Below are 22,691 nucleotides of genomic sequence, written 5' to 3'. Positions count from 1 at the left end.
TCGTTTTTATGCAATCACTCGACGGCGGACGCTTCGATCTTATCCAGGTGCGGCGCCTTGCCATTACAGCGGCGCTGATCCTGACGCTGGGCTACTTCTTGTACCTCACGGCGAGTGACAAGGTCAGCCAAGCTGATACCGCTGAGAAAATCGTGTATTTGCAGGCTGAGGTCGCACCACAGGTGGTGGGTCAGGCAGGTGTCGCCGGCATGGCAGTCGCCAAGGCCCTGGCAACGCGTGGCATCGACGGACTCGTTCACGGCATCGATCACCTGAGCTACCTGGATGCCCTGCATGTCGCGTGACAGCTGATAGCCGCCACCCGGGCCACGCACACTGGAAACCAGGCTGCTGCGGCGCAATTTGGCAAACAGTTGCTCAAGGTAGGAAAGCGAGATGCCTTGGCGCTCGGAAATATCGGCCAGGGACACCGGCCCGTGCTGTGCGTGCAACGCCAAATCGAGCATTGCAGTTACGGCGTAACGGCCTTTTGTAGTCAGTCTCATGGACAGGTACCACGGAATTCGGAATGGAAGCGAGTATGCTATTCCCGACTATTTAAGTCAACTATTAGACCTAGTACTTTAGTCGGGATTACCCGCAAAAGAGCGCGCGCATTGTAGCAGGGTCTGCGGCGTAATGGCACATGACACACATCTTGTGGGAGCGGGTTTGCTCGCGATGGCGGCAGCTCGACCAGCCTCAAAGACTGCAGCGCCAGCATCGCGAGCAGGCTCGCTCCCACAGCACCCAGAATCTAGACCGCCGTGCTTTCGTCCTTGCCCTTGACGCAGGCGAAGTCTTCTTCGCGCAGCTCAGGTAGTTCTTTCGCACAGTAAGGGCTGCCCAAATCCTTGAGCGCGCCACACATACCATCCAGCTTGCCATCGACCGCCTGCAGATGATCCAGCAACTGGCCAATGGCCCGCGCCACCGGATCCGGCATATCTTCACTGACACCGTATGCGTCAAAACCGATTTTCTCAGCCATTGCCTTGCGCTTGGCCTCGGTTTCATCGTCATTCTTGATAATGATGCGCCCCGGAATACCCACTACGGTCGCGCCCGGCGGCACAGCCTTGGTCACAACCGCATTGGAACCGACCTTGGCCCCCGCCCCGACAGTGAACGGCCCCAACACCTTGGCGCCCGCCCCTACCACGACACCATTTTCCAGAGTGGGGTGGCGCTTGCCCTTGTTCCAGCTCGTACCCCCCAGGGTCACACCCTGATACAGGGTCACGTCATCCCCGATTTCGGCGGTTTCACCAATCACGATACCCATCCCGTGATCAATAAAGAAACGACGCCCGACCTTGGCCCCCGGGTGAATTTCAATCCCGGTCAGCCAGCGCCCGAAGTTGGACACCAGACGAGCCAGCCACTTCCAGCCAGCCTGCCACAACAGCGCCGACAAGCGGTGAATCCAGATCGCATGCATCCCCGGGTAGCACGTCAGCACTTCAAAAGCATTACGGGCTGCAGGATCACGGTGAAACACACTTTGGATATCTTCACGCAGACGCTCGAACATCATTAATCCTTGCGCTTGAGCAGCTCGCCACGGGCTGCTTTTTGGGTTTCGGTGAGAATGCCACGCAAAATATTCATCTCGGCACGACTGACAGCACTGCGACCGTAGAGCCGACGCAGACGCGCCATGAGGTGGCGCGGCTTTTCCGGATCCATGAATTCGATAGCTACCAGGGTTTGCTCCAGATGCTCATAAAAGCGCTCCAGCTCATCCATGGTGGCCAGCTCGCCACTCTTGGTGGACGCCACCTCTTCTTTCTCGATCTTGCTCGGCTGCCCCTGGGCCGCCAGCCAGGCCATGCGGATCTCGTAGCTGAGCACCTGCACGGCCGCGCCGAGGTTCAGGGAACTGAATTCGGGATCAGAGGGGATATGCACATGGAAGTGACAACGCTGCAACTCGTCATTGGTCAGACCGGAGTCTTCACGACCGAACACCAGCGCGATTTCCGCACCCTGGGCCGCCTCTGCAACCACTTTCTGCCCGCACTCGCGCGGATCCAGCAGCGGCCAGGGGATACGACGGTCGCGGGCACTGGTACCCAGCACCAGATTGCAGCCCACCAGGGCATCTTCAAGGGTCGCGACAACCTGTGCATTTTCCAGAATGTCACCGGCGCCCGAGGCGCGCGCGTCGGCCTCATGGTGCGGGAACACCCTCGGCTCAACCAGAACCAGCCGCGACAACCCCATGTTTTTCATGGCACGCGCAGCACCGCCGATGTTCCCGGGATGGCTGGTATTGACCAGAACGACACGAATATTAGGCAGCAAAGGAAGCGCTCACAGACCAGCAAAAGGGAGCAAATCTTACCTAAGCAAAACGTCATAAGCTACGAAAGCTAACGCAAACCTTCATCTACCAAAGTTTTCTGATAGAATATTCGGCTTTCTTTAACAACCTTAGGTGAAACGTCCATGCAGCCCATGCTGAATATCGCGCTGCGCGCCGCCCGCAGCGCCAGTGAATTGATTTTCCGCTCCATCGAGCGCCTGGATACCATCAAGGTTGACGAAAAAGACGCCAAGGATTACGTCTCTGAAGTCGATCGTGCTGCTGAACAGAAAATCATCGACGCCCTGCGCAAGGCTTACCCGACGCACGGCATCCTCGGTGAAGAAACCGGCATGCACCCAGGCAGCGGTGAAGGTGAAGACTACCTGTGGATCATTGACCCACTGGATGGCACCACCAACTTCCTGCGCGGCGTTCCACACTTCGCCGTCAGCATCGCCTGCAAATACCGCGGCCGCCTTGAGCACGCAGTGGTTCTTGACCCGGTTCGCCAGGAAGAATTCACCGCCAGCCGTGGCCGTGGCGCCCAACTGAACGGTCGCCGCCTGCGTGTTAGCGGTCGTACCAGCCTGGAAGGCGCCCTGCTGGGTACCGGGTTCCCGTTCCGTGACAACCAGATGGACAACCTGGACAACTACCTGGGCATGTTCCGCAGCCTGGTTGGCCAGACTGCCGGCATCCGTCGCGCAGGCGCTGCCAGCCTGGATCTGGCCTACGTGGCTGCAGGTCGTTTCGATGCATTCTGGGAGTCGGGCCTGTCCGAGTGGGACATGGCTGCAGGCGCACTGCTGATTCAAGAAGCAGGCGGCCTGGTCAGCGACTTTACCGGTAGCCACGATTTCCTTGAAAAAGGTCATATCGTTGCCGGTAACACCAAGTGCTTCAAAGCTGTCCTGACTGCAATCCAGCCTCACCTGCCAACCTCGCTGAAACGCTAAGCGAATACCGCAGACAAAAAAAGCACCCTTCGGGGTGCTTTTTTTTGCCTTGCAATTACCCCACCCTGTGGGAGCGGGCTTGCCCGCGATAGCATCACCGCGATTTGCCTGACAGACCGAGCTGCCTGCATCGCGAGCAAGCCCGCTCCCACAAGAATTTAATTCAGGATCAGCTTGCCTTCCTTGTCCACGGCAATTTCATTGCCCGGCTCGTGATCCATACGCACCTTGCCTTCCTTGCCATTGAGCGAATAGCGCACGTCATAGCCGACGACCTTGCTGCTGATGTCATTGACCGTGTTGCAACGCGTCTGGGTCGTGGTGTAGGTATCACGCTCCTGCATGCCTTCCTGCACCTTGTTACCGGCATAACCGCCACCCACCGCACCGGCAACCGTCGCGATCTTTTTGCCGTTACCGCCGCCCACCTGATTACCCAGCAAGCCGCCGGCGACAGCACCAATCACGCTGCCGACAATCTGATGCTGATCCTTGACCGGCGCCTGACGCGTCACAGTCACATCCTTGCACACCTCACGCGGCGTTTTGATCTGCTGGTTGACCGGCACAACGGCCAGCACCTGCGCAGACTCAGGGCCTTTCACCAAGCTGTAAGTGGCAAAAGCACCACCGGCTGTAACACCGACAGCACCCAGTACAGCACCCACCAGCAATGACTTGTTCACGTGAACCTCCAGACCATCTTAAGTGGGAACAGTCCCACACCAATCCTGGAGTTGGAGCACAAAAAAAGGCGCGAGTTCAATAACTCGCGCCTTTTAGGTGACAGTCGTCGATAACTATTGGTTATGGACGATCATCGACTTCCTTCTCACTCGCCGCAGGCGGGATCAGATCCTCTGCACTGAGATTCAGCCAGATCAGCACCACGTTGGCGATGTAGATCGACGAATAAGTACCCGCCAGAACACCCACGAACAGGGCAATCGAGAAGCCCCACAGGTTGTCGCCACCGAAAATCAGCAATGCGGCAATGGCCAGCAAGGTGGAGATCGATGTCGCCATGGTGCGCAGCAAGGTTTGCGTGGTCGAGATGTTGATGTTGTCGATCAGGCTGGCCTTGCGCAGAACCCGGAAGTTCTCGCGCACCCGGTCAAATACCACAATGGTGTCGTTGAGCGAGTAACCGATGATCGCCAGCACCGCCGCCAATACCGTCAGGTCGAAGGTGATCTGGAACCACGACAGCACGCCCATGGTCACGATCACGTCGTGAACCAGGGACACGATCGCGCCGACAGCGAACTTCCACTGAAAGCGGAAGGCCAGGTAAAGCATGATGCCGCCCAGCGCCATCAGCATGCCGAGGCCGCCCTGGTCGCGCAGCTCTTCACCCACCTGCGGGCCAACGAACTCGACGCGCTTGATCACCGCCGGATTGCTGGTATCTGCCTGACCCAGCGCAGCCGCTACCTTGTTGCCCAGCAACGGATCATCGCCGGGCATACGCACCAGCAAGTCGGTGGTGGCACCAAAGCTCTGCACCACGGCATCGTGGAAGCCGGCCGAAACCAGCTCGTTACGCACCTTGGTCAGATCAGCCGGCTTCTCGTAGGTCAGCTCGATAAGCGTACCGCCGGTGAAGTCCAGGCCGTAGTTCATGCCCTTGTGGAACATGCTGAACAAGGCCAGCACGGTAAGCAGTACAGTGACGCCGAACGCTACGTTGCGAACGCCCATGAAGTTGATTGTACGTAACATGGCAGCCCCTTAAATCCACAACTTCTTGAAGTCCCGACCGCCATACACCAGGTTGACCAGTGCGCGGGTGACCATAATGGCCGTGAACATCGAGGTAAAGATACCCAGCGACATGGTCACCGCGAAGCCTTTAACCGGCCCGGTACCCATGGCGAAGAGGATCCCGCCGACCAGCAGGGTTGTCAGGTTGGAGTCAACGATGGCGGTAAAGGCACGGTTGAAACCTTCGTTGATCGCCCGCTGCGGTGTCATGCCATTGGCCAGCTCTTCACGTATACGCGAGAAGATCAGTACGTTGGCATCGACCGCCATACCCATCGTCAACACGATACCGGCAATGCCCGGCAGGGTCAGGGTTGCACCCAGCACCGACATCAGCGCCAGCAGCAAGACCATGTTGCCCGCCAGTGCCACCGTCGCGATCACACCGAAGAAACGGTAGATGGCGATGATGAAGATCGACACGAACAACATACCCCACAGCGATGCATCGACACCCTTGGTAATGTTGTCAGCACCCAGGCTCGGGCCAATGGTGCGCTCTTCAGCGAAGTACATTGGCGCGGCCAGACCACCGGCACGCAACAGCAGTGCCAGCTCGGAAGCCTCACCCTGGCCATTCAGACCGGTAATCCGGAACTGACTGCCCAGCGGCGACTGAATGGTCGCCAGGCTGATGATCTTCTTCTCTTCTTTGAACGACTGAACCGGTACGTCCTTCTCGACACCGTCAACCACTTGCTTGGTGTAAGTCGTCACCGGCTTCTGCTCGATGAAGATTACCGCCATGCTGCGACCAACGTTGCTGCGCGTCGAACGGCTCATCAGCTCGCCACCGTGACCATCAAGCTTGATGTTCACTTGTGGCCGGCCGTGCTCGTCAAAGCCTGCCTGAGCATCGGTTACCTGGTCACCGGTGATGATCAGACCACGCTCGATTTGCGCGCCAGGACGGTTGCCTTCACGGAACTCGAAAGTTTCGGACGTCGCTTTGGAAGCGCCCGGCTCGGCCGCCAGACGGAACTCAAGGTTGGCCGTCTTGCCCAGGATACGCTTGGCTTCGGCGGTGTCTTGCACGCCCGGCAGCTCAACCACGATGCGGTTGGCACCCTGACGCTGAACCAGAGGCTCGGCAACACCCAACTCGTTGACCCGGTTACGGACGGTTGTCAGGTTTTGCTTGATGGAATATTCACGGATTTCCGCCAGCTTGGCCGGGGTCATCGCCAGACGCAGAACCGGCTGACCGTTCAGGTCTGCAGCGGTAATGTCGAAATCATTGAAGCTTTTACGGATCAGGCTACGCGCTTGCTCACGGACAGCTTCATCAGTGAAGCCCAACTGAATGGCACCGTTGAGTTGCGGCAGGCTGCGATAACGCACTTTTTCTTTACGCAACAGGCTTTTGACATCGCTCTCGTACACTTTCATGCGTGCATCGACAGCTTTGTCCATGTCCACTTCCAGCAGGAAGTGCACACCGCCCGACAAGTCCAGACCCAGTTTCATCGGGTGAGCACCCAGACTGCGCAACCATTGTGGCGTGGTCTGTGCCAGGTTGAGCGCTACGACATAATCGTCACCCAGAGCCTTGCGTACAACATCCTTGGCTGGCAACTGGTCGTCTTTCTTGACCAGGCGCAGCAAACCACCTTTGCCGTTCTGGGCCAGGGAAGCACCCTTGACTTCAATGCCTGCATCCGTCAGCGCCTTGCTTGCGCGATCCAGATCAGCTTGAGTGACCTGCAGGGCCGTGCTCGCACCCGACACTTGAATGGCCGGATCATCAGGGTACAGATTGGGAGCGGAATAAATAAAACCGATCGCCAGCACTGCCAGGATCAGTATGTATTTCCACAGAGGGTATTTGTTCAGCATCAATCACGCCGCCCGCTTAAAACGCGGGGCGCCTTGCGCGCCCCGTCGATTGTTGAAAGTTGAAACTTAGATCGCTTTCAGCGTGCCTTTAGGCAACGTGGCTGCAACCGAGCCTTTCTGAATTTTCAGCTCGACAGTGTCAGACACTTCGATGACAACAAAAGCATCGGAAACCTTGACGATTTTGCCGGCGATACCGCCAGTGGTCACGATTTCGTCGCCTTTTTGCAGGTTACCCAACAGGGCTTTCTGCTCTTTAGCGCGCTTGGCCTGTGGACGCCAGATCATCAGGTAGAAGATGACCAGGAAGCCGACCAGGAAGATCCATTCAAAACCGCCACCCATTGGGGCAGCAGCAGGTGCAGCAGCGTCCGCGAAAGCGGAAGAGATGAAAAAGCTCATTAAGCACTCCAGTTGCAATGTTGTTTCTTAAAGGTCCGAAACTCAGTCCAAGGGCGGCACAGGCAGCCCGCGCTTGGCATAGAAGGCGTCGACAAAGGTGGCCAATGTACCCTGTTGAATAGCCTCGCGCAAACCAGCCATGAGCACCTGATAGTGGCGCAAATTATGGATGGTATTGAGCATGCTACCCAGCATTTCGCCGCACTTGTCCAGGTGATGCAGATAAGCGCGGGAGAAGTTCTGGCAGGTGTAGCAATCGCAGGTCGGATCCAGCGGCGAATCATCATGGCGATGGAACGCGTTGCGGATCTTGATGACACCCGTGTCGATAAACAGATGCCCATTGCGGGCATTGCGGGTTGGCATCACGCAATCGAACATGTCCACACCGCGGCGCACACCCTCAACGAGATCTTCCGGCTTGCCAACCCCCATAAGGTAACGAGGTTTGTCAGCAGGCATCATCGCCGGCAGGTAATCCAGCACCTTGATCATTTCGTGCTTGGGCTCGCCGACCGACAAACCGCCGATGGCCAGGCCGTCAAAGCCGATCTTGTTCAGGCCTTCGAGCGAGCGCTCGCGCAGGTTCTGGTGCATGCCGCCCTGAACGATACCGAACAGTGCCGCCGTGTTGTCGCCATGGGCATTCTTGGAGCGCTGCGCCCAGCGCAACGACAGCTCCATGGAGACACGGGCAGTGTCTTCATCGGCCGGGTACGGGGTGCATTCGTCGAAAATCATCACCACGTCAGAGCCCAGATCGCGCTGGACCTGCATCGACTCTTCGGGGCCCATGAACACCTTGGCACCATCTACCGGCGAAGCGAAGGTCACACCTTCTTCCTTGATCTTGCGCATGGCGCCCAGGCTGAACACTTGGAAACCGCCGGAGTCGGTCAGGATCGGGCCCTGCCACTTCATGAAGTCGTGCAGGTCGCCGTGTTTTTTGATGACTTCAGTGCCTGGGCGCAGCCACAGGTGGAAGGTATTGCCCAAAATCATCTGCGCGCCGATCGCTTCGATATCGCGGGGCAGCATGCCCTTGACCGTACCGTAAGTACCGACCGGCATGAACGCTGGGGTTTCAACCACACCACGGGGGAAGGTCAAACGACCGCGACGAGCCTTGCCATCAGTGGCCAGCAGCTCGAAGGACATACGACAGTTGCTCATGCTTGATCCTCTGGGGCCGGGGCTGGAGCCGTCGGCGCAGGATTGCGGGTGATGAACATTGCATCACCGTAACTAAAGAAGCGGTACCCATGCTCAACCGCAGCCTTGTAGGCCGCCATGGTTTCGGGATAACCGGCGAATGCCGAAACCAGCATCAGCAGCGTGGATTCCGGCAGATGGAAATTGGTCACCAGCGCGTCAACCACATGAAAGGGTCGACCGGGGAAGATAAAGATATCGGTATCGCCACTGAACGGCTTGAGCACGCCATCACGCGCGGCACTTTCCAGCGAACGCACGCTGGTGGTACCCACGGCGATCACCCGTCCGCCACGGGCACGGCATGCGGCCACGGCATCGACCACATCCTGGCCCACTTCGAGCCACTCGGTGTGCATATGGTGATCTTCAAGACGCTCGACCCGCACCGGCTGGAATGTACCCGCGCCCACGTGCAAGGTCACGAATGCCGTCTCGACGCCTTTGGCGGCGATGGCCTGCATCAGCGGCTCATCAAAGTGCAGCCCTGCCGTTGGCGCCGCGACGGCACCCAGGCGCTGGGCGTAGACCGTTTGATAGCGCTCGCGGTCCGAACCTTCGTCCGGGCGGTCGATATAGGGCGGCAATGGCATATGCCCGACACGGTCCAGCAGCGGCAATACCTCTTCGGCAAAGCCCAGCTCGAACAGCGCATCGTGACGCGCCAGCATCTCGGCTTCGCCACCGCCATCAATCAGGATCTTCGACCCGGGTTTTGGCGACTTGCTGGAACGCACATGGGCCAGCACGCGGTGGCTGTCGAGCACCCGCTCAACCAGAATTTCCAGCTTGCCGCCCGAGGCCTTCTGGCCAAACAGACGGGCCGGAATCACCCGGGTATTGTTAAACACCATCAAATCGCCCGGACGCAAATGTTCAAGCAAATCAGTGAATTGACGATGTGCCAGTACGCCGCTCTCCCCGTCCAGGGTCAGCAGGCGACTGTTGCGGCGCTCCGCCAAAGGATGGCGTGCGATGAGCGAATCAGGGAGTTCGAAAGTAAAGTCAGCAACGCGCATGATAGGTTTCGTCTAGCAGGGCCGGGGAGTTTAACGGACTTGGCAAAAATAGACCAATAAGTTGTTGACCGACCTAAACCTCATCTCTATACTTCGCCGCCATTGAGCCCTGATGGCGGAATTGGTAGACGCGGCGGATTCAAAATCCGTTTTCGAAAGAAGTGGGAGTTCGATTCTCCCTCGGGGCACCAAACATAGATTCAAGGTGCCGCTCAATGCACCCTGGATACACAGAGAAACCGGCCACCGCGCCGGTTTTTTTGTGCCTGCGATTTGTCCCGCCCGGGCTGACCTGCTTGCCCTCAGCCCGTACCCCCATCACCCACAGGTTATGGCGTTCAAGATTGCGGAACGCGCTCGATATAGGATTTGAAGCACTGCCCCTTCACCTTGTTGCTGAACTTTTCTGCAGCAGCCCATTTTTTTTCTTTTGTATCTTCTATCGGGTATGCCTGGGCATCGCGCACAAATAGCACGCGCATCTTCCTGGTGATGTCTGAAGGCTCATGGTAGGCATCGTAGACATAATCTACGGGCCTGCCCTCCTGTCGACTCAACATGATTGAGGCCGCATCAAGTGCCCAGCCGTCGCAATAAGACACTTCGCCGTTACTGAACTGGATAACGCCGTCCTTCATGGTCCAGGCCCCGACTCCGCCCGCTGCGAGCAAGCCCATTGCAGCTACCAGGGCTGACGCTGTCTTGCGCATGTTCATCTTCCTTCCCTGAAAAAACCGGAGGGTATCACCGCATCAACCTAAATGCTGAAAGCCTCTTGTGCTGCCCCTTGGCCTTTTTTTTCGCCAGCAGAAAAGCGATGATCGCCGCCCGGCATCAACGTAGAGGATCTTGTCGATGGAATTGCCACTGGAATCAGTCGCCCTTTATGCACTCAAGCTGGCGTACGAGTCCGAAGGTTCGAGCCCGATTTTGCGCGACGACCCGGCCATGAGCGACTATCAACGCGATGTCTTTGCCTTTGACCTGCGCAAGGGCGATATCGACGCCATCCAGGATAAAATCGAGCGCTGTGTGGCACTGGCGCTGGACGCCCTGGGCGGCGCGCAAACGGTCATGGGCCGCGAACTGCAAAAGCTGGCCGCCGGTTTCAGCAATGCGCAGACCCCGGAGCAAATGCACCCGGCGCTGCTGACGCTCAAGGATTACCTCAAGGACGTGCAGTAATCACTGCCCCTGGACGGACTCGATATAGGCCAGCAGATTGTCGATCTTCTCTTGATCGCTGATGCCCCAAAAGATCATCCGCGTGCCGCTCACCACTTTTTTCGGTGCTTCTATATAGGCCGCCAGTTTTTCCCGCGTCCATACAACACCTGAGTTTTTCATGGCGTCGGAATACTGGTAGCCCTCGCTGGTGCCGGCCAGCCGTCCGATCACACCATTGAGTTGCGGACCAAAACCATTGCGGGCGTTTTCGCCGATGCTGTGGCAGCCGCCACAGGTTTTGGTGAACAGCCTGCCCCCCGCTTCGGCATCCCCTGCAGCTATCGCGCCGTGACTCAACAGCGCGGCACAAAGGCTAAGGATCAACAAGGCTGGGTACTTCATCGGTCACTCCATCAGGTAAGGGTGTTCAGGCTCAGGCGGCAATTATGCCTGCCCGCCAGCGGTTACACCTTGCTGGTGGTCAAGACAGGGCTTACCCGGCAAACCCGCCTTCATCCAGAAACGTACGTTCCTCCACGGTGGTATTGCGCCCCAGCACATGATTGCGATGGGGGAAACGCCCAAAACGCTGGATGATCACGGCGTGTTCTTCAGCCCAGACGCTGGCTTGCGGCCCAAGACTGTGGTGCAGTTGCAGGGACAGCTGTTGGTCGGCACTGTCTTCGGAATGCTCGAACGGCAAATAACAGAACACTCGCAAGTCGGCCTCGAACGCCTTGTCCATACCGCCATTGATCATCTCCCGGGCATAAAAGCGCGCCAGCGAGTCGGTGGCAAACATATGTGCGGTTCCACGAAAGGCATTGCGCGGGTACTGGTCCAGCAGCAACAGCAACGCCAGGGCGCCTTCAGGTTGCGCCAGCCAGTGCTCCAACTTGCGACTGGCCGCCAGGAAATGAGCGCTGTAGAAAGTGTCGCGAAACAAGGTATCGAAGGCTTCATCCTTGGCAAACCAGTGCCTGGGGCCAGCCTGTTTCCAGAACTCGATTACCGCCTGCGGTGTTATTTGCTGATCCTTCCCGGTCGCTGCCACAGTTTGTTCCTCAGGTTGTTGGCCAAGCCTCAACTGTAGGCCTGCTCCGCCAGCAGCACCACCGCAATCAGGATCATTATCGCCCCCGATACCCGGCTGACATTCTTTGCAGCACCTGGCCGGGTGCGCAACACGGCGTGGGCACTGAAACCCACCGCCAGATACACCAGCGCACAACTGACCGCATGCAGCCCGCCCAGGGCAATGATCTGTGTCGGTATCGACCAATTCGACAGCGGGTCGGTGAACTGCGGCAAAAGCGCCAGAAACAACAGCAGCACCTTGGGATTGAGGCCGCTGACACACAACCCCTTCCACGCCCAGCGCGACCATGAATCAGACGCCTGCCCCTGCCCGGACTGGGGGGTTGCGGGATCCCTGAGCATGCACACACCCAGCCAGAGCAAATACAGCGCCCCCGCAACCGTCAGCACGCTGAGGATCATCGGATTGCGCGCCACCAGCCCGCCCACGCCTGCCGCCACAATCACCGTAGCCAGCAAATGCCCCGAGAGCATACCCGCCACCGCTGGCGTCACCAGCCGCCCGCGCATGCCCGCGGAAATCGCATAGGCCCAGTCTGCGCCGGGGGTGATGATAAACAAGAACGATACCGCCCAAAACGCGGCCAGGACGCTGAGAGTCACGGGACATTTCCTTTCTACACTGGAACTTTGATGATGAGAGATGGGGCACAAGCCCCGCGCCGCTGCTTTCTGGGAAGGTCTAAGCGGGCAAAAGAAGAATAAGCAAATGCCGCCAGGATTATCTTTCGTTTATCCTAAGCAACAGTTATTAACGGGAAAGGTTCTTCCATATGGATCGCATTGACAGGAATATTCTTGCGCAGCTGCAAGCTGATGGCCGACTTTCCCTCACCGAACTCGCAGAACGGGTGGGTTTGAGTCTCTCACCCTGCCATCGGCGCGTACGGGCGCTGGAAGACTCGGGGGTGATTCTTGGCTATCGCGCCCTGCTGGCGCCCGGCGAACTGGGACTTAACTTTTCCGCCATGGTATTTGTCACCCTGCGCGAAGTGACCCGTCAGGCGATTGCCGATTTTGAAGCGGCAGTGATCGAGACCTCGCAGATCGTCGACGCACAAAGGCTGTTTGGTGACCCGGACTACCTGCTGCATGTGGTCGCCGCCGACCTGCCGGCCTTCCAGCAGCTCTACGATGAGCGCCTGACCTCACTGCCCAATGTGCAACGCCTGACGTCCACGCTGGTAATGAAGCGGGTTATTCAGGACCGGATGCTGCCGTTGTGAGGCGGCATAAAAACATGTGGGGGCTGGCTTGCCTGCGATGCAGACGATGCGCTGTCACTGTAAAACCGCAGTGATCCAATCGCGAGCAAGCCCGCTCCCACAGGACGAGTGCAACCCGCCAATTAATCCGCCAACGGCATCAGCCCGACGGTCAGGGCATCAAGCAAAGCACTGACCTTGGGCAGGGCCTTGCGGCTTTTTGGCCACACCAGGTTGATCGCCAGCCCCTCGCTCGCCAGATGCGGCAGCACCTGCACCAGTGAACCATCAGCCAGATGCTGCTTGATCAGCCAGGTGGGCAGTTGGGCGATGCCGCATCCCGCCAGCACTGTCATCACTTGCCCTTCACCATCTCCTACGATGTACCTGGCGGGCATCACCCGGCGCTCTACCTCTCCGGGGCGGCTGCCTGCGAAGTTCCAGGGGCTGACCGTGCCGTCGGCCCGCCCATAGGCCACACACTGGTGATGCTCCAGATCGCGGTCGGTCACAGGCGTGCCGTGAATGTTCAGATAAGCCGGCGCAGCACAGAACACATGCCGCTCACGCCCCAGAAAACGATGCTCCAGCGCCGCTGGCCAGATATCCGCCCCACCGACCCGCACGACAATATCCACACCCTCTTCGACCGGGTCGATAAAGCGGTCGGAGAACGAAATATGCGGCAGCAGCAGTGCGTGTTTTTGCACAAACTGCAAAATCACCGGCAACGCCTGCAAACGCCCGAAGGCCGCCGGCAAGTCAATGCGGATCCTGCCCTGCGGCTCAGCATTGTCGGCCTGCATGGCCAATTCGGCCTCCTCCAGTTCGGCCAAAACCCCGGTACAGGTCCGGTAAAAAGCCGCTCCGCCATCGGTCAATGCCAAGCGCCGCGTGGTGCGCTGGAACAAGCGCACCCCAAGCCTGCCTTCCAGCCGGGCGATGCCCTTGCTGATCGCCGACGCCGTCAGGTTCAAACGCTCGGCAGCAGCCCTGAAGCTGCCCGAGTCGGCGACACAGACAAATACATCGATACCTTTCAGGCGCTCGGAAGCAAACATGCACGGCCCTCATTAGTGAATTCAGTTCATCTTATTAGATAAAAGGCATCCTAAATACGCCAGCAGTTCCCCAGTAAGCTTTTACACCACGAACTTACTCAAGCATCAGGCGTATTTATGACTTCGCACAAACCCACCGTTTTAATCACCGGCGCCACCGGCCAGATCGGCGGCGACACCCTGCGCAACCTGCTGGCTGACAAGACCATTACCCTGGTCGCGGCCGTGCGCTCCCACGCTAAGGCCCAGCCTTTTACTGCACAGGGCATTCGCACCGTGATCATGGATTTCGACCAGGAACACACCCTGGCCCCGGCGCTGGAGGGTATCGACCGCGCCCTACTGGTCACCGGCTACACCGTGGACATGCTGCGCCAGAGCAAGGCATTCATCGACCAGGCGAAAAAATCCGGCGTGCAGCATTTGGTGCATCTGGGTGCCTGCGGGCGGGACGACACCACCATCGGCCACTGGGCCTGGCACCAGTTTGTAGAACGTTATATCGAGTGGTCCGGTTTCTCGTTTACCCATTTGCGTCCCGAGTGCTTTATGCAAAACCTGCTCAGCTACGATGGCACCCGCGCAGTCATCAACGGAGTGATCGAGCAGTACACCGGTGATACGCGGTTCAGCTGGGTTGACGGCGAAGATGTGGCCCGGGTGGCCGCACAAGCTTTGTTGCACCCGCAAAAGCATGCAGGTCAGACCTATCGACTGGGCTACGACGTACAGTCCTATGGCGATATCGCCGCGATCATGACCCGCCTGCTGGGCCAGCCATTTCGTTATGACGCACAGTCACCGGACGTATTTGTGCAGAACATGCGCGCGGCAGGTGCAGAAATGGCTTATATGACCTGCGTACAGGACAACTTCACGCGCATGGCCGCCGGGCAAATTCCCGGGGTTGAAGAAACCTTCGACAACTTCAGCCAGATCACCGGGCGCCAGCCGGTGCGCTGGGAAGACTTTGTGCAAAAGCACCGCAAGGTGTTTGCCTATTGATTCAACCCTGTCGCCGCTGCCACAGGCTGCGATGGGGCGCGCAGCCAGCGGCAGTGGCTACAGGTCAGCTGTGCAAGGCAAACGGTGTCACGCCAGTTGCTGGCGCATCGCCATTTCCACCCCGCGAATCTCGGCCAGGCCCTTGAGGCGACCGATCAGCGAATAACCCGGGTTGCTCTTGCGGTGCTGGTCATCGAGCAACTGGTGACCGTGGTCCGGGCGTAGCGGCAAGCGCGGGCCGCCCTCACGTTCACGACGCAGGTCCTCGGTCACCAGCGCACCGATCACCCCGACCATGTCCACATCCCCTCCCAGGTGATGGGCTTCGTGGAAACTGCGCGGATCGGCCTCGCGGCGGGTCGAGCGCAGGTGGGTGAAGTAGATGAAGGGCGCAAACTGTTTGGCCATCGCCACCAGATCATTGTCTTCACGCACGCCATAAGACCCGGTGCAAAAAGTCAGGCCATTGGCCGGGCTTGGCGCGGCATCCAGCAACCATTGCGCATCTGCGGCAGTCGACAGGATACGCGGCAGGCCCAGCAACGCCCGCGGCGGATCGTCCGGGTGGATGGCCATGCGCACACCCACTTCCTCTGCGACCGGAATCACTTCACGCAAGAAATGCCCCAGGTGCTCACGCAACTTCGCCTCGTCGATCTCGGCGTAGGTGCGCAGCAAGGCGCGGAAATCTTCCAGGCTGTAGTGCTCTTCTGCGCCAGGCAGACCGGCAATCAGCGTGTTGACCAGGCTGGTATTCTGCTCGGGGGTCAGCTTTTCAAAGTAGGCCCTGGCTTGCGCGATATCCTCGGCACTGTACTCGGCCTGCGCCTCCGGGCGCTGGAGGATAAACAGGTCAAATGCGGCAAAGGCGGTCTGGTCAAAACGCAGGGCCCAGCCACCGTCATCCATCTCCCAGGCCAGGTCGGTGCGGGTCCAGTCCAGCACCGGCATAAAGTTGTAGCAGACGATATCGATGCCGCAACTCGCCAGATTGCGCACGCTTTGCTGATAGTTGGCGATGTACTCGTCACGGCGACCACAGCCGCGCTTGATGTCTTCGTGCACCGGGATGCTTTCCACCACCGACCAGGTCAGGCCAGCGTCTTCGATCATCTGCTTGCGTGCCGCAATCGCTGCCACCGGCCATACCTGGCCATTGGGGATGTCGTGCAAGGCAGTGACAATCCCGGTGGCTCCGGTCTGGCGCACATCTGCCAGTGAAATCGGATCCTGGGGGCCAAACCAGCGCCAAGTCTGTTCCATGTCTATCTCCCTTCTTGTTAGTTATGTGCTGCAAAAGTTTTTAGCTGAGCCGCCATACCGGCCTGCTCAATGGCGCTGTAAGCGCGCTGCACCGCATCGCGAAAGGCCGGCCGCGCCGACAGCGCGAGCGGGAATACCTGCTCCAGATCGAGAAAGGCATCGACGCGCTGTGCCCCGTCAAGGCTGCCCGCCAGATCGGCAAACGTGGCGCTTAGCGGATCATCGACCACATGGGCTTCACGGCCCGGCAAAGGCCGGGTGCAGTAGTGAATCCAGGCTGCAACCCCCAGCGCGATACAGTCAACGTCGCGCCCCGCTTCAAGCAGTGCCTGTGCACCCTGGAGCCAGCGCTGCGGCAGTTTTTGCGAACCATCCATGGCGATCTGGCGCAACCGGTGTTGCAGGCTGTCATTGGCAAACCGCGCGCACAGGTCACGGCCATAACTCGTTACGTCGATCTGCGCCGGCATATCCAGCGTCGGTGCGGCCTCTTGGGCCATATAGCGCTGGATAAACAACAGCAAATCAGGATCGCTGATGGCCTCGAATACCGTCTCGTGGCCCGCCAGCAAACCGATATAGGCCAGCAGCGAATGGCTGCCGTTGAGCATGCGCAGCTTCATGGTCTCGAACGGCCGTACATCCGCGACCATCTGCACGCCGTCCAGCTCCCAGTCCGGGCGCCCCTGGGGGAAGTGATCCTCGATCACCCACTGGCTGAAGCTTTCACACACCACTGCCGCGGGATCCTGGCAGCCAAGCTGCTGCAGGTCGCTGAACGCCTGCGCATCCATGGCCGGAACAATGCGGTCGACCATGCAACCGGGGAATGCCACGTGCTGCCCGATCCAAAGCGCCAGCTCACTGCCTTTAACCGCCAACCCCATGACCGCCTGACGGGTGCGCTGGCCGTTGTCCGGCATGTTGTCGCAGCACAGCACGGTAAAGGCCGGGATACCCGCCTGGAACCGGCGGCGCAGGGCCTCCAGCACAATCCCCGGTGCCGTACGTGGTGCTTGCGGGTGGGCAAGGTCGTGGATAACGCCCGGGTCTTGCAGGCGTAACTGGCCAGTGGCCGGGCTCAGGCAATAACCTTTTTCGGTAACCGTCAGGGTCACAATCCGTGTCTGCGGATCGGCCATGCGCTGCAACAGCTGCTCCAGTTCCGCGCCGCCATCACCGGCGTACAGGGCCTCACGCAATACCGTGATCTCGCGCAACGTCACCTGCTCGCGGTCACGATACTCGGCCACCGAGTAACGGCATTGCTGCTCGCGCAACTGCTCTACCAGGGTCCGGTTGGAACGCAGGTTGGCGCTGCACAAGCCCCACGGACCCTCACCGTGACGGTTGTGATGGCGTTGCAGATAGACCGCCTGGTGAGCACGATGAAACGCCCCCAGGCCCAGATGCACGATCCCGATTTCAGCTGCTGCGGCCACTGCGGGTACTGGTTGAATCACAGGCATCGACAGGCTCCTCAAGGATGGCTCAGGGCGGCAGCCGGCAAGACGCTGCCTGCTGGTGGTACGGCTTCATCGATCACCGGCAGTGGTTTGACATAGCGCGCTACACATACTGCACCGATGATGGTCAGCACACCGGCCAACAGGAAGGCGCTGGTGAACGAACCGGTGAACTGCACCAGGAAGCCGGTCAGGGTCGGACCGATAATGCCCGAGGTGTTGGCCAGAAAATGCATGAAGCCACTGACTCCGCCGACGCGGGCAGCAGGTACGGTGTCCTGGATGATTGCCCAGTAAATGGCACCGGTGAGGTACAGAAAGAACACCGCCAGGGCCACCAGAATCACGGCCGGGTACAGGGTGGTGACGAGCCCGGCAAGGCCGATGCACACGGCACAGGCCAGCAGACAGGTCACCAGTACCACTTTGCGTGAAAACATCATCCGCCCGGTTTTCTTGAACACGAAGTCGGAAATGAAACCGCCCAGTGCCAAACCGAGGAAGCCCAGCAACCATGGAATGACCGTGGCGATACTCATCTCTTTAACGTTGAGGCCGTGGGCCATCGTCAGGTAGCTGGGGAACCAGGTCAGAAAGAAGAACAGTGTGTAGTTGTACGAAAAGAACGCCAGCGAGGTGAACAGCACGGTCGGCTGCTTGAGGTAGTAACGCAGCGGGTGCACCGGCTGCGCCGCCATCTCGCTCTGGCCTTCGCCTTGCGCAATCTCTTCGGCAACCTTGCCGGTGGGCTTGTCCTTGACGAATTTGTACCAGACCGCCGCCCACACCAGGCCAATCAGCATGATGATGATGAACGACACCTTCCAGCCGTAGCTGATGGCGATAAAGCCCACTACCGGTCCGGAAATAGCCCCACCCAACGGGGTGCCGGACATGGAGGAACCCAGCGCCCGTGCCCGTTGCTTGGGGGTGTACCAGTTATTGACCATCTTGCTGGTGGTCACGCTCAACGGGCCTTCACCCATGCCGAACAGGATGCGGATAAACACCAGCGACATAAAGCCGACGGTCAATACCGTCAGACCGCTGAACAACGACCACAGCACCATGGCCAGCAGCAGTGTGGTTTTCGCCCCGTAGCGGTCAGCAGCCCAGCCGCCGATAAAGTTGAATGCCGCATAGCCGACGAAAAAACTGCTGAAAATCATGCCCATCTCACCCGTGGTCAGACCGTAGTCTTTCTGGATGAAGGGGGCGGCCACAGACAATGCCGAGCGATCCAGGTAGTTAATAACGCCTGCCAGGAACAGCATGATGATGACTAAGGTACGACCTTGACCAAACATTGGAACCTCCCGCTTGTTTTTGTATTCGGTGAGGGTGCCCGCTGGGGGCACGTGTATCGGTTGAATCCTTGACGCCGAAAGCCGTAACGCCTGACCTGTAGCCGCCGGAAGCGCAGCGCGGCTGCGCTTCTGAACGGCTACAGGGCGCTGTTGAGTTGCACCAGCACCTTGCGGGTCTGCTCGGGGTGGTTTTCGATCAGGGCAATCGCTTCGGGCATTTCATCGAACTGGATGCGGTGGCTGATCATTTCCTGAACCTGCAACTTGCCGCTGGCAATCAGTTCAATCACCCGCGCGAACTTGCGGTTGTTGAGCCGCGATCCCACCAGCGTCAGTTCTTTCTTGATCATTTCCAGCTGCACCAGATCGGTGGGCGTGGTGCTGAAACCCAGCAGGCCGATACGGCCGGCCGGTGAGGCAATACGCACCATTTGCGGCATCAGCGCCGGGATGCAGGCAGCATCGACAATCAGTGGCACGCCTTCGCCATGGGTCAACTCGCGCATCGTCGCCTCTACATCCACTTCCTTGCCGTTGAGGGTGCGGCTGGCGCCCAGGGCGCGGGCGGTTTGCAGGCGCTCGTCAATCACGTCAGTCACGGTAATGTCGGTCAGCCCCAATGCCCGGGCCATTTGCACCAGGGTCAGGCCGATCACCCCGGCGCCGTAGATCAGCAGGCTGTCGCCGGGGTGCGGCTGCATGCGATCCAGCACGTTAAGGGCAATGGAGTACGGTTCCACCAGCGCGGCATGGCTCAGCGACATAGTGTCCGGCAGGCGATAAACATTGCTCGCAGGCACGCAGACTTGCTCACTGAAACCACCGTCACGGTGCACACCGATCACTTGCAGTTGGGTGCACACATTGGGCCGATTGATGCGGCACGGGTAGCAGGTACCGCAGCTGATCACCGGGTCGATGCACACACGGTCGCCGACCTTGATCTGCGCAACGTCAGCACCCACTTCGCTGACCACTCCGGAAAACTCATGGCCGGTAATCCGAGGGAAGCGCACAAAGGCGTTTTGCCCGTGAATGATGTGCAGGTCCGAACCGCAGATTCCGGCATAGGCGACGTCGACCCTGACTTCACTGCGAGACAGTTGCGGGACATCGACCTGGGCCAGGCCGAATTCAAAGGGAGCTCTTACTTGAAACGCTTTCATCGGGTAACTCCTGCCAGGACATGACGCCCCGTTTTTTATAGTTATTAAACAGTCGAGCAATCAGCTTTAAGCGGTATTACCAGTGCCAGAGCGTGCCATCTTCCAGGCGGTTGACCGGCAGGCTGGCGCGCTTGTAGGGGTACCTGGCAGCCAGTTCTTCGTTGATGTCGACGCCATGGCCCGGGGTTTCACCCGGGGTGAAATGGCCGTCCTCAAAGCGATAGGCATGGGGGAAGACGTCATCAGTCAGCGGGTCGTGGGGCATGTGCTCCTGAATGCCGAAGTTGGGCACCCAGGTATCGAAATGCAGCGCCGCGCCCATGGTCACCGGCGACAGGTCGGTGGCGCCATGAAAGCCGGTGCGCACCTGGTACAACGCGGCAAAGTCGGCGATCCGTCGTACATGGGTAATACCGCCCGCGTGAACCAGGGTGGCGCGGATATAGTCGATCAGTTGTTCCTGAATCAGCTCGCGGCAGTCGTGAATAGAGTTGAACACTTCACCCACCGCCAGCGGGGTTGTGGTGTGCTGGCGGATAAGTCGAAATGCCTCCTGGTTTTCTGCCGGGGTGCAGTCTTCCAGCCAGAACAGGTTGAAAGGCTCCACAGCCTTGCCCAGGCGCCCCGCTTCGATCGGTGTCAGGCGGTGGTGAACGTCATGCAGGATGTGCAGGTCATCGCCAAAGCGCTCGCGCACGGCGGCAAACAGCTTGGGTACATGATTGAGGTACTTGGCGGTGTCCCAGACATGCTCTGCTGGCAGGTCGCTGTCGGCCGGTTCATAGCGTTCGCCACTGCGCTTGGCCACGCCATAGGTGGTGGCAATGCCCGGAATGCCGCATTGCACACGCACCGCCTTGTAGCCCAGTTCCACATGACGGGCCACTTCGGCCAGGCAGCCTTCGATGTCCTTGCCCGTGGCATGCCCGTACACCATTACCCGCTCGCGGCTTTTGCCGCCGAGCAGCTGGTACAGGGGCATATTGGCTGCCTTGGCCTTGATGTCCCACAGTGCCACGTCAACGGCAGCAATGGCGGTCATGGTCACAGGGCCACGGCGCCAGTAGGCACCGCGGTAAAGGTACTGCCAGATGTCTTCGATACGTCGCGCATCACGCCCGATCAACGCGGGCAGCACGTGTTCTTCGAGGTAGGCGACAACCGCCATTTCGCGGCCGTTCAAAGTCGCATCGCCAATGCCGTAGACCCCCTCGTCAGTGACGATTTTCAGGGTAATCAGGTTGCGACCCGGACAGGTGACAATCACGCGTGCTTCAACAATTTTCATCGGTTCAGGCCTCGGCGACAGAAGAAAATACAGGCATGTTCAGGCTTGGCATGGCCGCTGCGGGAATCAGCGCGCCGGGATGCTGCACCACTTCTGCGGCCAGCGTGTGCCCCCAGCGCGCAGCCTGTTGCGGCTCACCGCCTTGCAAGCGGCAGGCAAGGTACGCAGCACTGAAAGAGTCGCCTGCCGCCGTGGTATCGACGATCTGCCGCACCTGTTCGGCGGGCACCTCGAAACGCCCGGTCGGGCACTGGATAAGGCACGAAGCCGGACCACGCTTGAGAGCCACTTCGCCCACACCAAACCGGGCATAGGCGCCAAACAGGGCTTCGGGATCGGCATAGCCGAACAACGCAGAATCGTCTTCCCAGGTGATCAGCGCCAGATCGGTCAGGCGCAGCATGTCGCTGTACGCCTTGCGTGCAGAAGACGCATCTGGCCACAGGTGTGGGCGGTAGTTGTTGTCAAAGACAATGCGCGTGCCGCTCTGGCGCGCTTGGCCCAGGGCCAGCATCAGGCGCTCGCGGCCGCCGGCGGTGAGGATCGCCAGGCTGATGCCGCTCAGGTACACATAGTCGTAGTCGGCCAGGGCGCGCAGTACGTCGTCGGCTTCTGGTCCGTCGAAAACCCGTCGGGCGGCGGCTTCTCCGCGCCAGTAGGCAAAGCGGCGTTCACCCTGGTCATCGGTCTGGATGAAATACAAACCGGGCAGCGCGTCCTTGATCACTCGCACATGCTGATCGCCGACACCCTCATCACGCCAGAGCTGGCGCATGGCAACGCTGAAAGCGTCTGCGCCGATGGCGGTTACATAGTCGGCAACAATACCGTTGCCAGCACCCAGACGTGACAGATAGACCGCTGCATTGAGCGTATCGCCGCCAAAGGTCTGGCTGAAAAGCGCTCCTGGCAGACCGCGCATCTCAATCATGCACTCGCCCACCAGAGCGACTCGTCGGGGGTGGGGCAAATCGGCCTGTGGGCAATGCCCGAGGGTTACCGTCATCACTTCGCGCCTTGTTTTTATGGGTCGCTTGGCGTCGATACAGGCACGGATCGTGTCCTTGCATCGAGCTGATTATTATTTTCGGAACGGCGTTTCATTTCATTGCTTGAGGGCGAGTTTAATCAAAATCCCCGCACCGTCAAGAAAAATGAAACAGCG

General features: G+C 59.2%; 24 protein-coding genes and 1 tRNA gene. 5 read left to right on the top strand and 20 right to left on the bottom strand.

The features are described 5' to 3' along the window. Positions 1-14: 14 nt before the first annotated feature. The 3 genes from iscR to trmJ all read right to left on the bottom strand — a co-directional run bounded on the left by iscR (position 15) and on the right by trmJ (position 2,307). Positions 15-506: a Fe-S cluster assembly transcriptional regulator IscR gene (gene iscR, locus HBN79_RS14375; RefSeq protein ID WP_003443378.1), complete on the bottom strand. Its 492-nt coding sequence runs from the start codon at positions 504-506 to the stop codon at positions 15-17. A gap of 251 nt (positions 507-757) precedes the next feature. Beyond that, complete coding sequence (cysE, locus tag HBN79_RS14370; RefSeq protein WP_095001471.1) at positions 758-1,534, bottom strand: serine O-acetyltransferase; 777 nt, start codon at positions 1,532-1,534, stop codon at positions 758-760. Positions 1,535-1,536: 2 nt separating this feature from the next. Further along, the gene (gene trmJ, locus HBN79_RS14365; protein ID WP_095018331.1) at positions 1,537-2,307 is read right to left on the bottom strand and encodes a tRNA (cytosine(32)/uridine(32)-2'-O)-methyltransferase TrmJ; all 771 of its coding nucleotides are present in this window, start codon (positions 2,305-2,307) and stop codon (positions 1,537-1,539) included. A gap of 144 nt (positions 2,308-2,451) precedes the next feature. Here trmJ and suhB point away from each other — a divergent pair, with 144 nt between their 5' ends. Next, positions 2,452-3,267: an inositol-phosphate phosphatase gene (suhB, locus tag HBN79_RS14360; RefSeq protein WP_016779599.1), complete on the top strand. Its 816-nt coding sequence runs from the start codon at positions 2,452-2,454 to the stop codon at positions 3,265-3,267. Positions 3,268-3,425: 158 nt separating this feature from the next. Here the strand turns inward: suhB and HBN79_RS14355 are convergent, their stop codons facing one another. From HBN79_RS14355 to queA, 6 genes are all read right to left on the bottom strand, one after another. Continuing rightward, positions 3,426-3,953, bottom strand: coding sequence for a glycine zipper 2TM domain-containing protein (locus HBN79_RS14355; RefSeq protein ID WP_095001472.1), 528 nt, complete (start codon positions 3,951-3,953; stop codon positions 3,426-3,428). 121 nt (positions 3,954-4,074) lie between these two features. Further along, complete coding sequence (secF, locus tag HBN79_RS14350) at positions 4,075-4,989, bottom strand: protein translocase subunit SecF (RefSeq protein ID WP_095001473.1); 915 nt, start codon at positions 4,987-4,989, stop codon at positions 4,075-4,077. Positions 4,990-4,998: 9 nt separating this feature from the next. Next, entirely contained in the window at positions 4,999-6,867 is a 1,869-nt protein-coding gene (gene secD, locus HBN79_RS14345; protein ID WP_095001474.1) for a protein translocase subunit SecD, read from the bottom strand. Positions 6,868-6,933: 66 nt separating this feature from the next. After that, positions 6,934-7,269 (bottom strand): preprotein translocase subunit YajC, encoded by a 336-nt coding sequence (yajC, locus tag HBN79_RS14340; protein WP_095001475.1) that lies wholly within the window; start codon positions 7,267-7,269, stop codon positions 6,934-6,936. Positions 7,270-7,311: 42 nt separating this feature from the next. Further along, a complete protein-coding gene (gene tgt / locus HBN79_RS14335; protein WP_083369874.1) occupies positions 7,312-8,427 on the bottom strand; it encodes a tRNA guanosine(34) transglycosylase Tgt in 1,116 nt (371 codons plus the stop codon). Between the two features lie 11 nt (positions 8,428-8,438). Next, positions 8,439-9,500, bottom strand: a complete 1,062-nt coding sequence (gene queA / locus HBN79_RS14330; protein ID WP_095025428.1) for a tRNA preQ1(34) S-adenosylmethionine ribosyltransferase-isomerase QueA — start codon at positions 9,498-9,500, stop codon at positions 8,439-8,441. A gap of 106 nt (positions 9,501-9,606) precedes the next feature. On the opposite strand from queA, the gene HBN79_RS14325 reads away from it, so the two are divergent. Then, positions 9,607-9,691, top strand: a tRNA-Leu gene (locus HBN79_RS14325). 147 nt (positions 9,692-9,838) lie between these two features. Here the strand turns inward: HBN79_RS14325 and HBN79_RS14320 are convergent. Further along, positions 9,839-10,210: a hypothetical protein gene (locus tag HBN79_RS14320; RefSeq protein ID WP_169916827.1), complete on the bottom strand. Its 372-nt coding sequence runs from the start codon at positions 10,208-10,210 to the stop codon at positions 9,839-9,841. A gap of 145 nt (positions 10,211-10,355) precedes the next feature. Between HBN79_RS14320 and HBN79_RS14315 the strand changes: the two genes are divergently transcribed. Next, a complete protein-coding gene (locus HBN79_RS14315; protein ID WP_095024016.1) occupies positions 10,356-10,685 on the top strand; it encodes a hypothetical protein in 330 nt (109 codons plus the stop codon). Here HBN79_RS14315 and HBN79_RS14310 read toward each other — a convergent pair whose 3' ends face one another. The 3 genes from HBN79_RS14310 to HBN79_RS14300 all read right to left on the bottom strand — a co-directional run bounded on the left by HBN79_RS14310 (position 10,686) and on the right by HBN79_RS14300 (position 12,368). Next, positions 10,686-11,069 carry a cytochrome c family protein gene (locus HBN79_RS14310; RefSeq protein WP_095020368.1) on the bottom strand — a complete coding sequence of 128 codons (384 nt, stop codon included), beginning with the start codon at positions 11,067-11,069 and terminating at the stop codon, positions 10,686-10,688. A gap of 91 nt (positions 11,070-11,160) precedes the next feature. After that, complete coding sequence (locus HBN79_RS14305; protein WP_169916826.1) at positions 11,161-11,721, bottom strand: DUF924 family protein; 561 nt, start codon at positions 11,719-11,721, stop codon at positions 11,161-11,163. A 29-nt stretch (positions 11,722-11,750) separates the two neighbouring features. Then, positions 11,751-12,368, bottom strand: a complete 618-nt coding sequence (locus tag HBN79_RS14300) for a LysE family translocator (protein WP_016779589.1) — start codon at positions 12,366-12,368, stop codon at positions 11,751-11,753. Between the two features lie 170 nt (positions 12,369-12,538). Here HBN79_RS14300 and HBN79_RS14295 point away from each other — a divergent pair, with 170 nt between their 5' ends. Continuing rightward, entirely contained in the window at positions 12,539-12,991 is a 453-nt protein-coding gene (locus HBN79_RS14295; RefSeq protein WP_095018326.1) for an Lrp/AsnC family transcriptional regulator, read from the top strand. A gap of 122 nt (positions 12,992-13,113) precedes the next feature. Here HBN79_RS14295 and HBN79_RS14290 read toward each other — a convergent pair whose 3' ends face one another. Beyond that, positions 13,114-14,031, bottom strand: coding sequence for a LysR family transcriptional regulator (locus HBN79_RS14290; RefSeq protein ID WP_169916825.1), 918 nt, complete (start codon positions 14,029-14,031; stop codon positions 13,114-13,116). Positions 14,032-14,148: 117 nt separating this feature from the next. On the opposite strand from HBN79_RS14290, the gene HBN79_RS14285 reads away from it, so the two are divergent. Beyond that, positions 14,149-15,036: an SDR family oxidoreductase gene (locus HBN79_RS14285; protein WP_095001482.1), complete on the top strand. Its 888-nt coding sequence runs from the start codon at positions 14,149-14,151 to the stop codon at positions 15,034-15,036. Between the two features lie 87 nt (positions 15,037-15,123). On the opposite strand, the gene uxuA is transcribed toward HBN79_RS14285, so the two are convergent. From uxuA to HBN79_RS14255, 6 genes are all read right to left on the bottom strand, one after another. Further along, positions 15,124-16,299 carry a mannonate dehydratase gene (uxuA, locus tag HBN79_RS14280; protein WP_095024020.1) on the bottom strand — a complete coding sequence of 392 codons (1,176 nt, stop codon included), beginning with the start codon at positions 16,297-16,299 and terminating at the stop codon, positions 15,124-15,126. A gap of 17 nt (positions 16,300-16,316) precedes the next feature. Beyond that, positions 16,317-17,768, bottom strand: a complete 1,452-nt coding sequence (locus HBN79_RS14275; protein WP_095020363.1) for a mannitol dehydrogenase family protein — start codon at positions 17,766-17,768, stop codon at positions 16,317-16,319. 11 nt (positions 17,769-17,779) lie between these two features. Beyond that, on the bottom strand, positions 17,780-19,072 hold the full coding sequence (locus HBN79_RS14270; RefSeq protein WP_095001485.1) for an MFS transporter: 1,293 nt from the start codon (positions 19,070-19,072) through the stop codon (positions 17,780-17,782). 137 nt (positions 19,073-19,209) lie between these two features. Continuing rightward, positions 19,210-20,238, bottom strand: a complete 1,029-nt coding sequence (locus tag HBN79_RS14265; RefSeq protein ID WP_095018323.1) for a Zn-dependent oxidoreductase — start codon at positions 20,236-20,238, stop codon at positions 19,210-19,212. A 76-nt stretch (positions 20,239-20,314) separates the two neighbouring features. Beyond that, on the bottom strand, positions 20,315-21,526 hold the full coding sequence (gene manD, locus HBN79_RS14260) for a D-mannonate dehydratase ManD (RefSeq protein WP_095001487.1): 1,212 nt from the start codon (positions 21,524-21,526) through the stop codon (positions 20,315-20,317). A gap of 4 nt (positions 21,527-21,530) precedes the next feature. Then, on the bottom strand, positions 21,531-22,532 hold the full coding sequence (locus HBN79_RS14255; protein WP_169916824.1) for a sugar kinase: 1,002 nt from the start codon (positions 22,530-22,532) through the stop codon (positions 21,531-21,533). Positions 22,533-22,691: the final 159 nt, after the last annotated feature.

Origin of the sequence: Pseudomonas sp. WS 5051 (assembly GCF_012985715.1) — a bacterium.
Classification (GTDB): domain Bacteria; phylum Pseudomonadota; class Gammaproteobacteria; order Pseudomonadales; family Pseudomonadaceae; genus Aquipseudomonas; species Aquipseudomonas bubulae.
The sequence above is the reverse complement of the archived record's forward strand: the minus strand, read 5'-3'. Positions and strand labels throughout refer to the sequence as shown.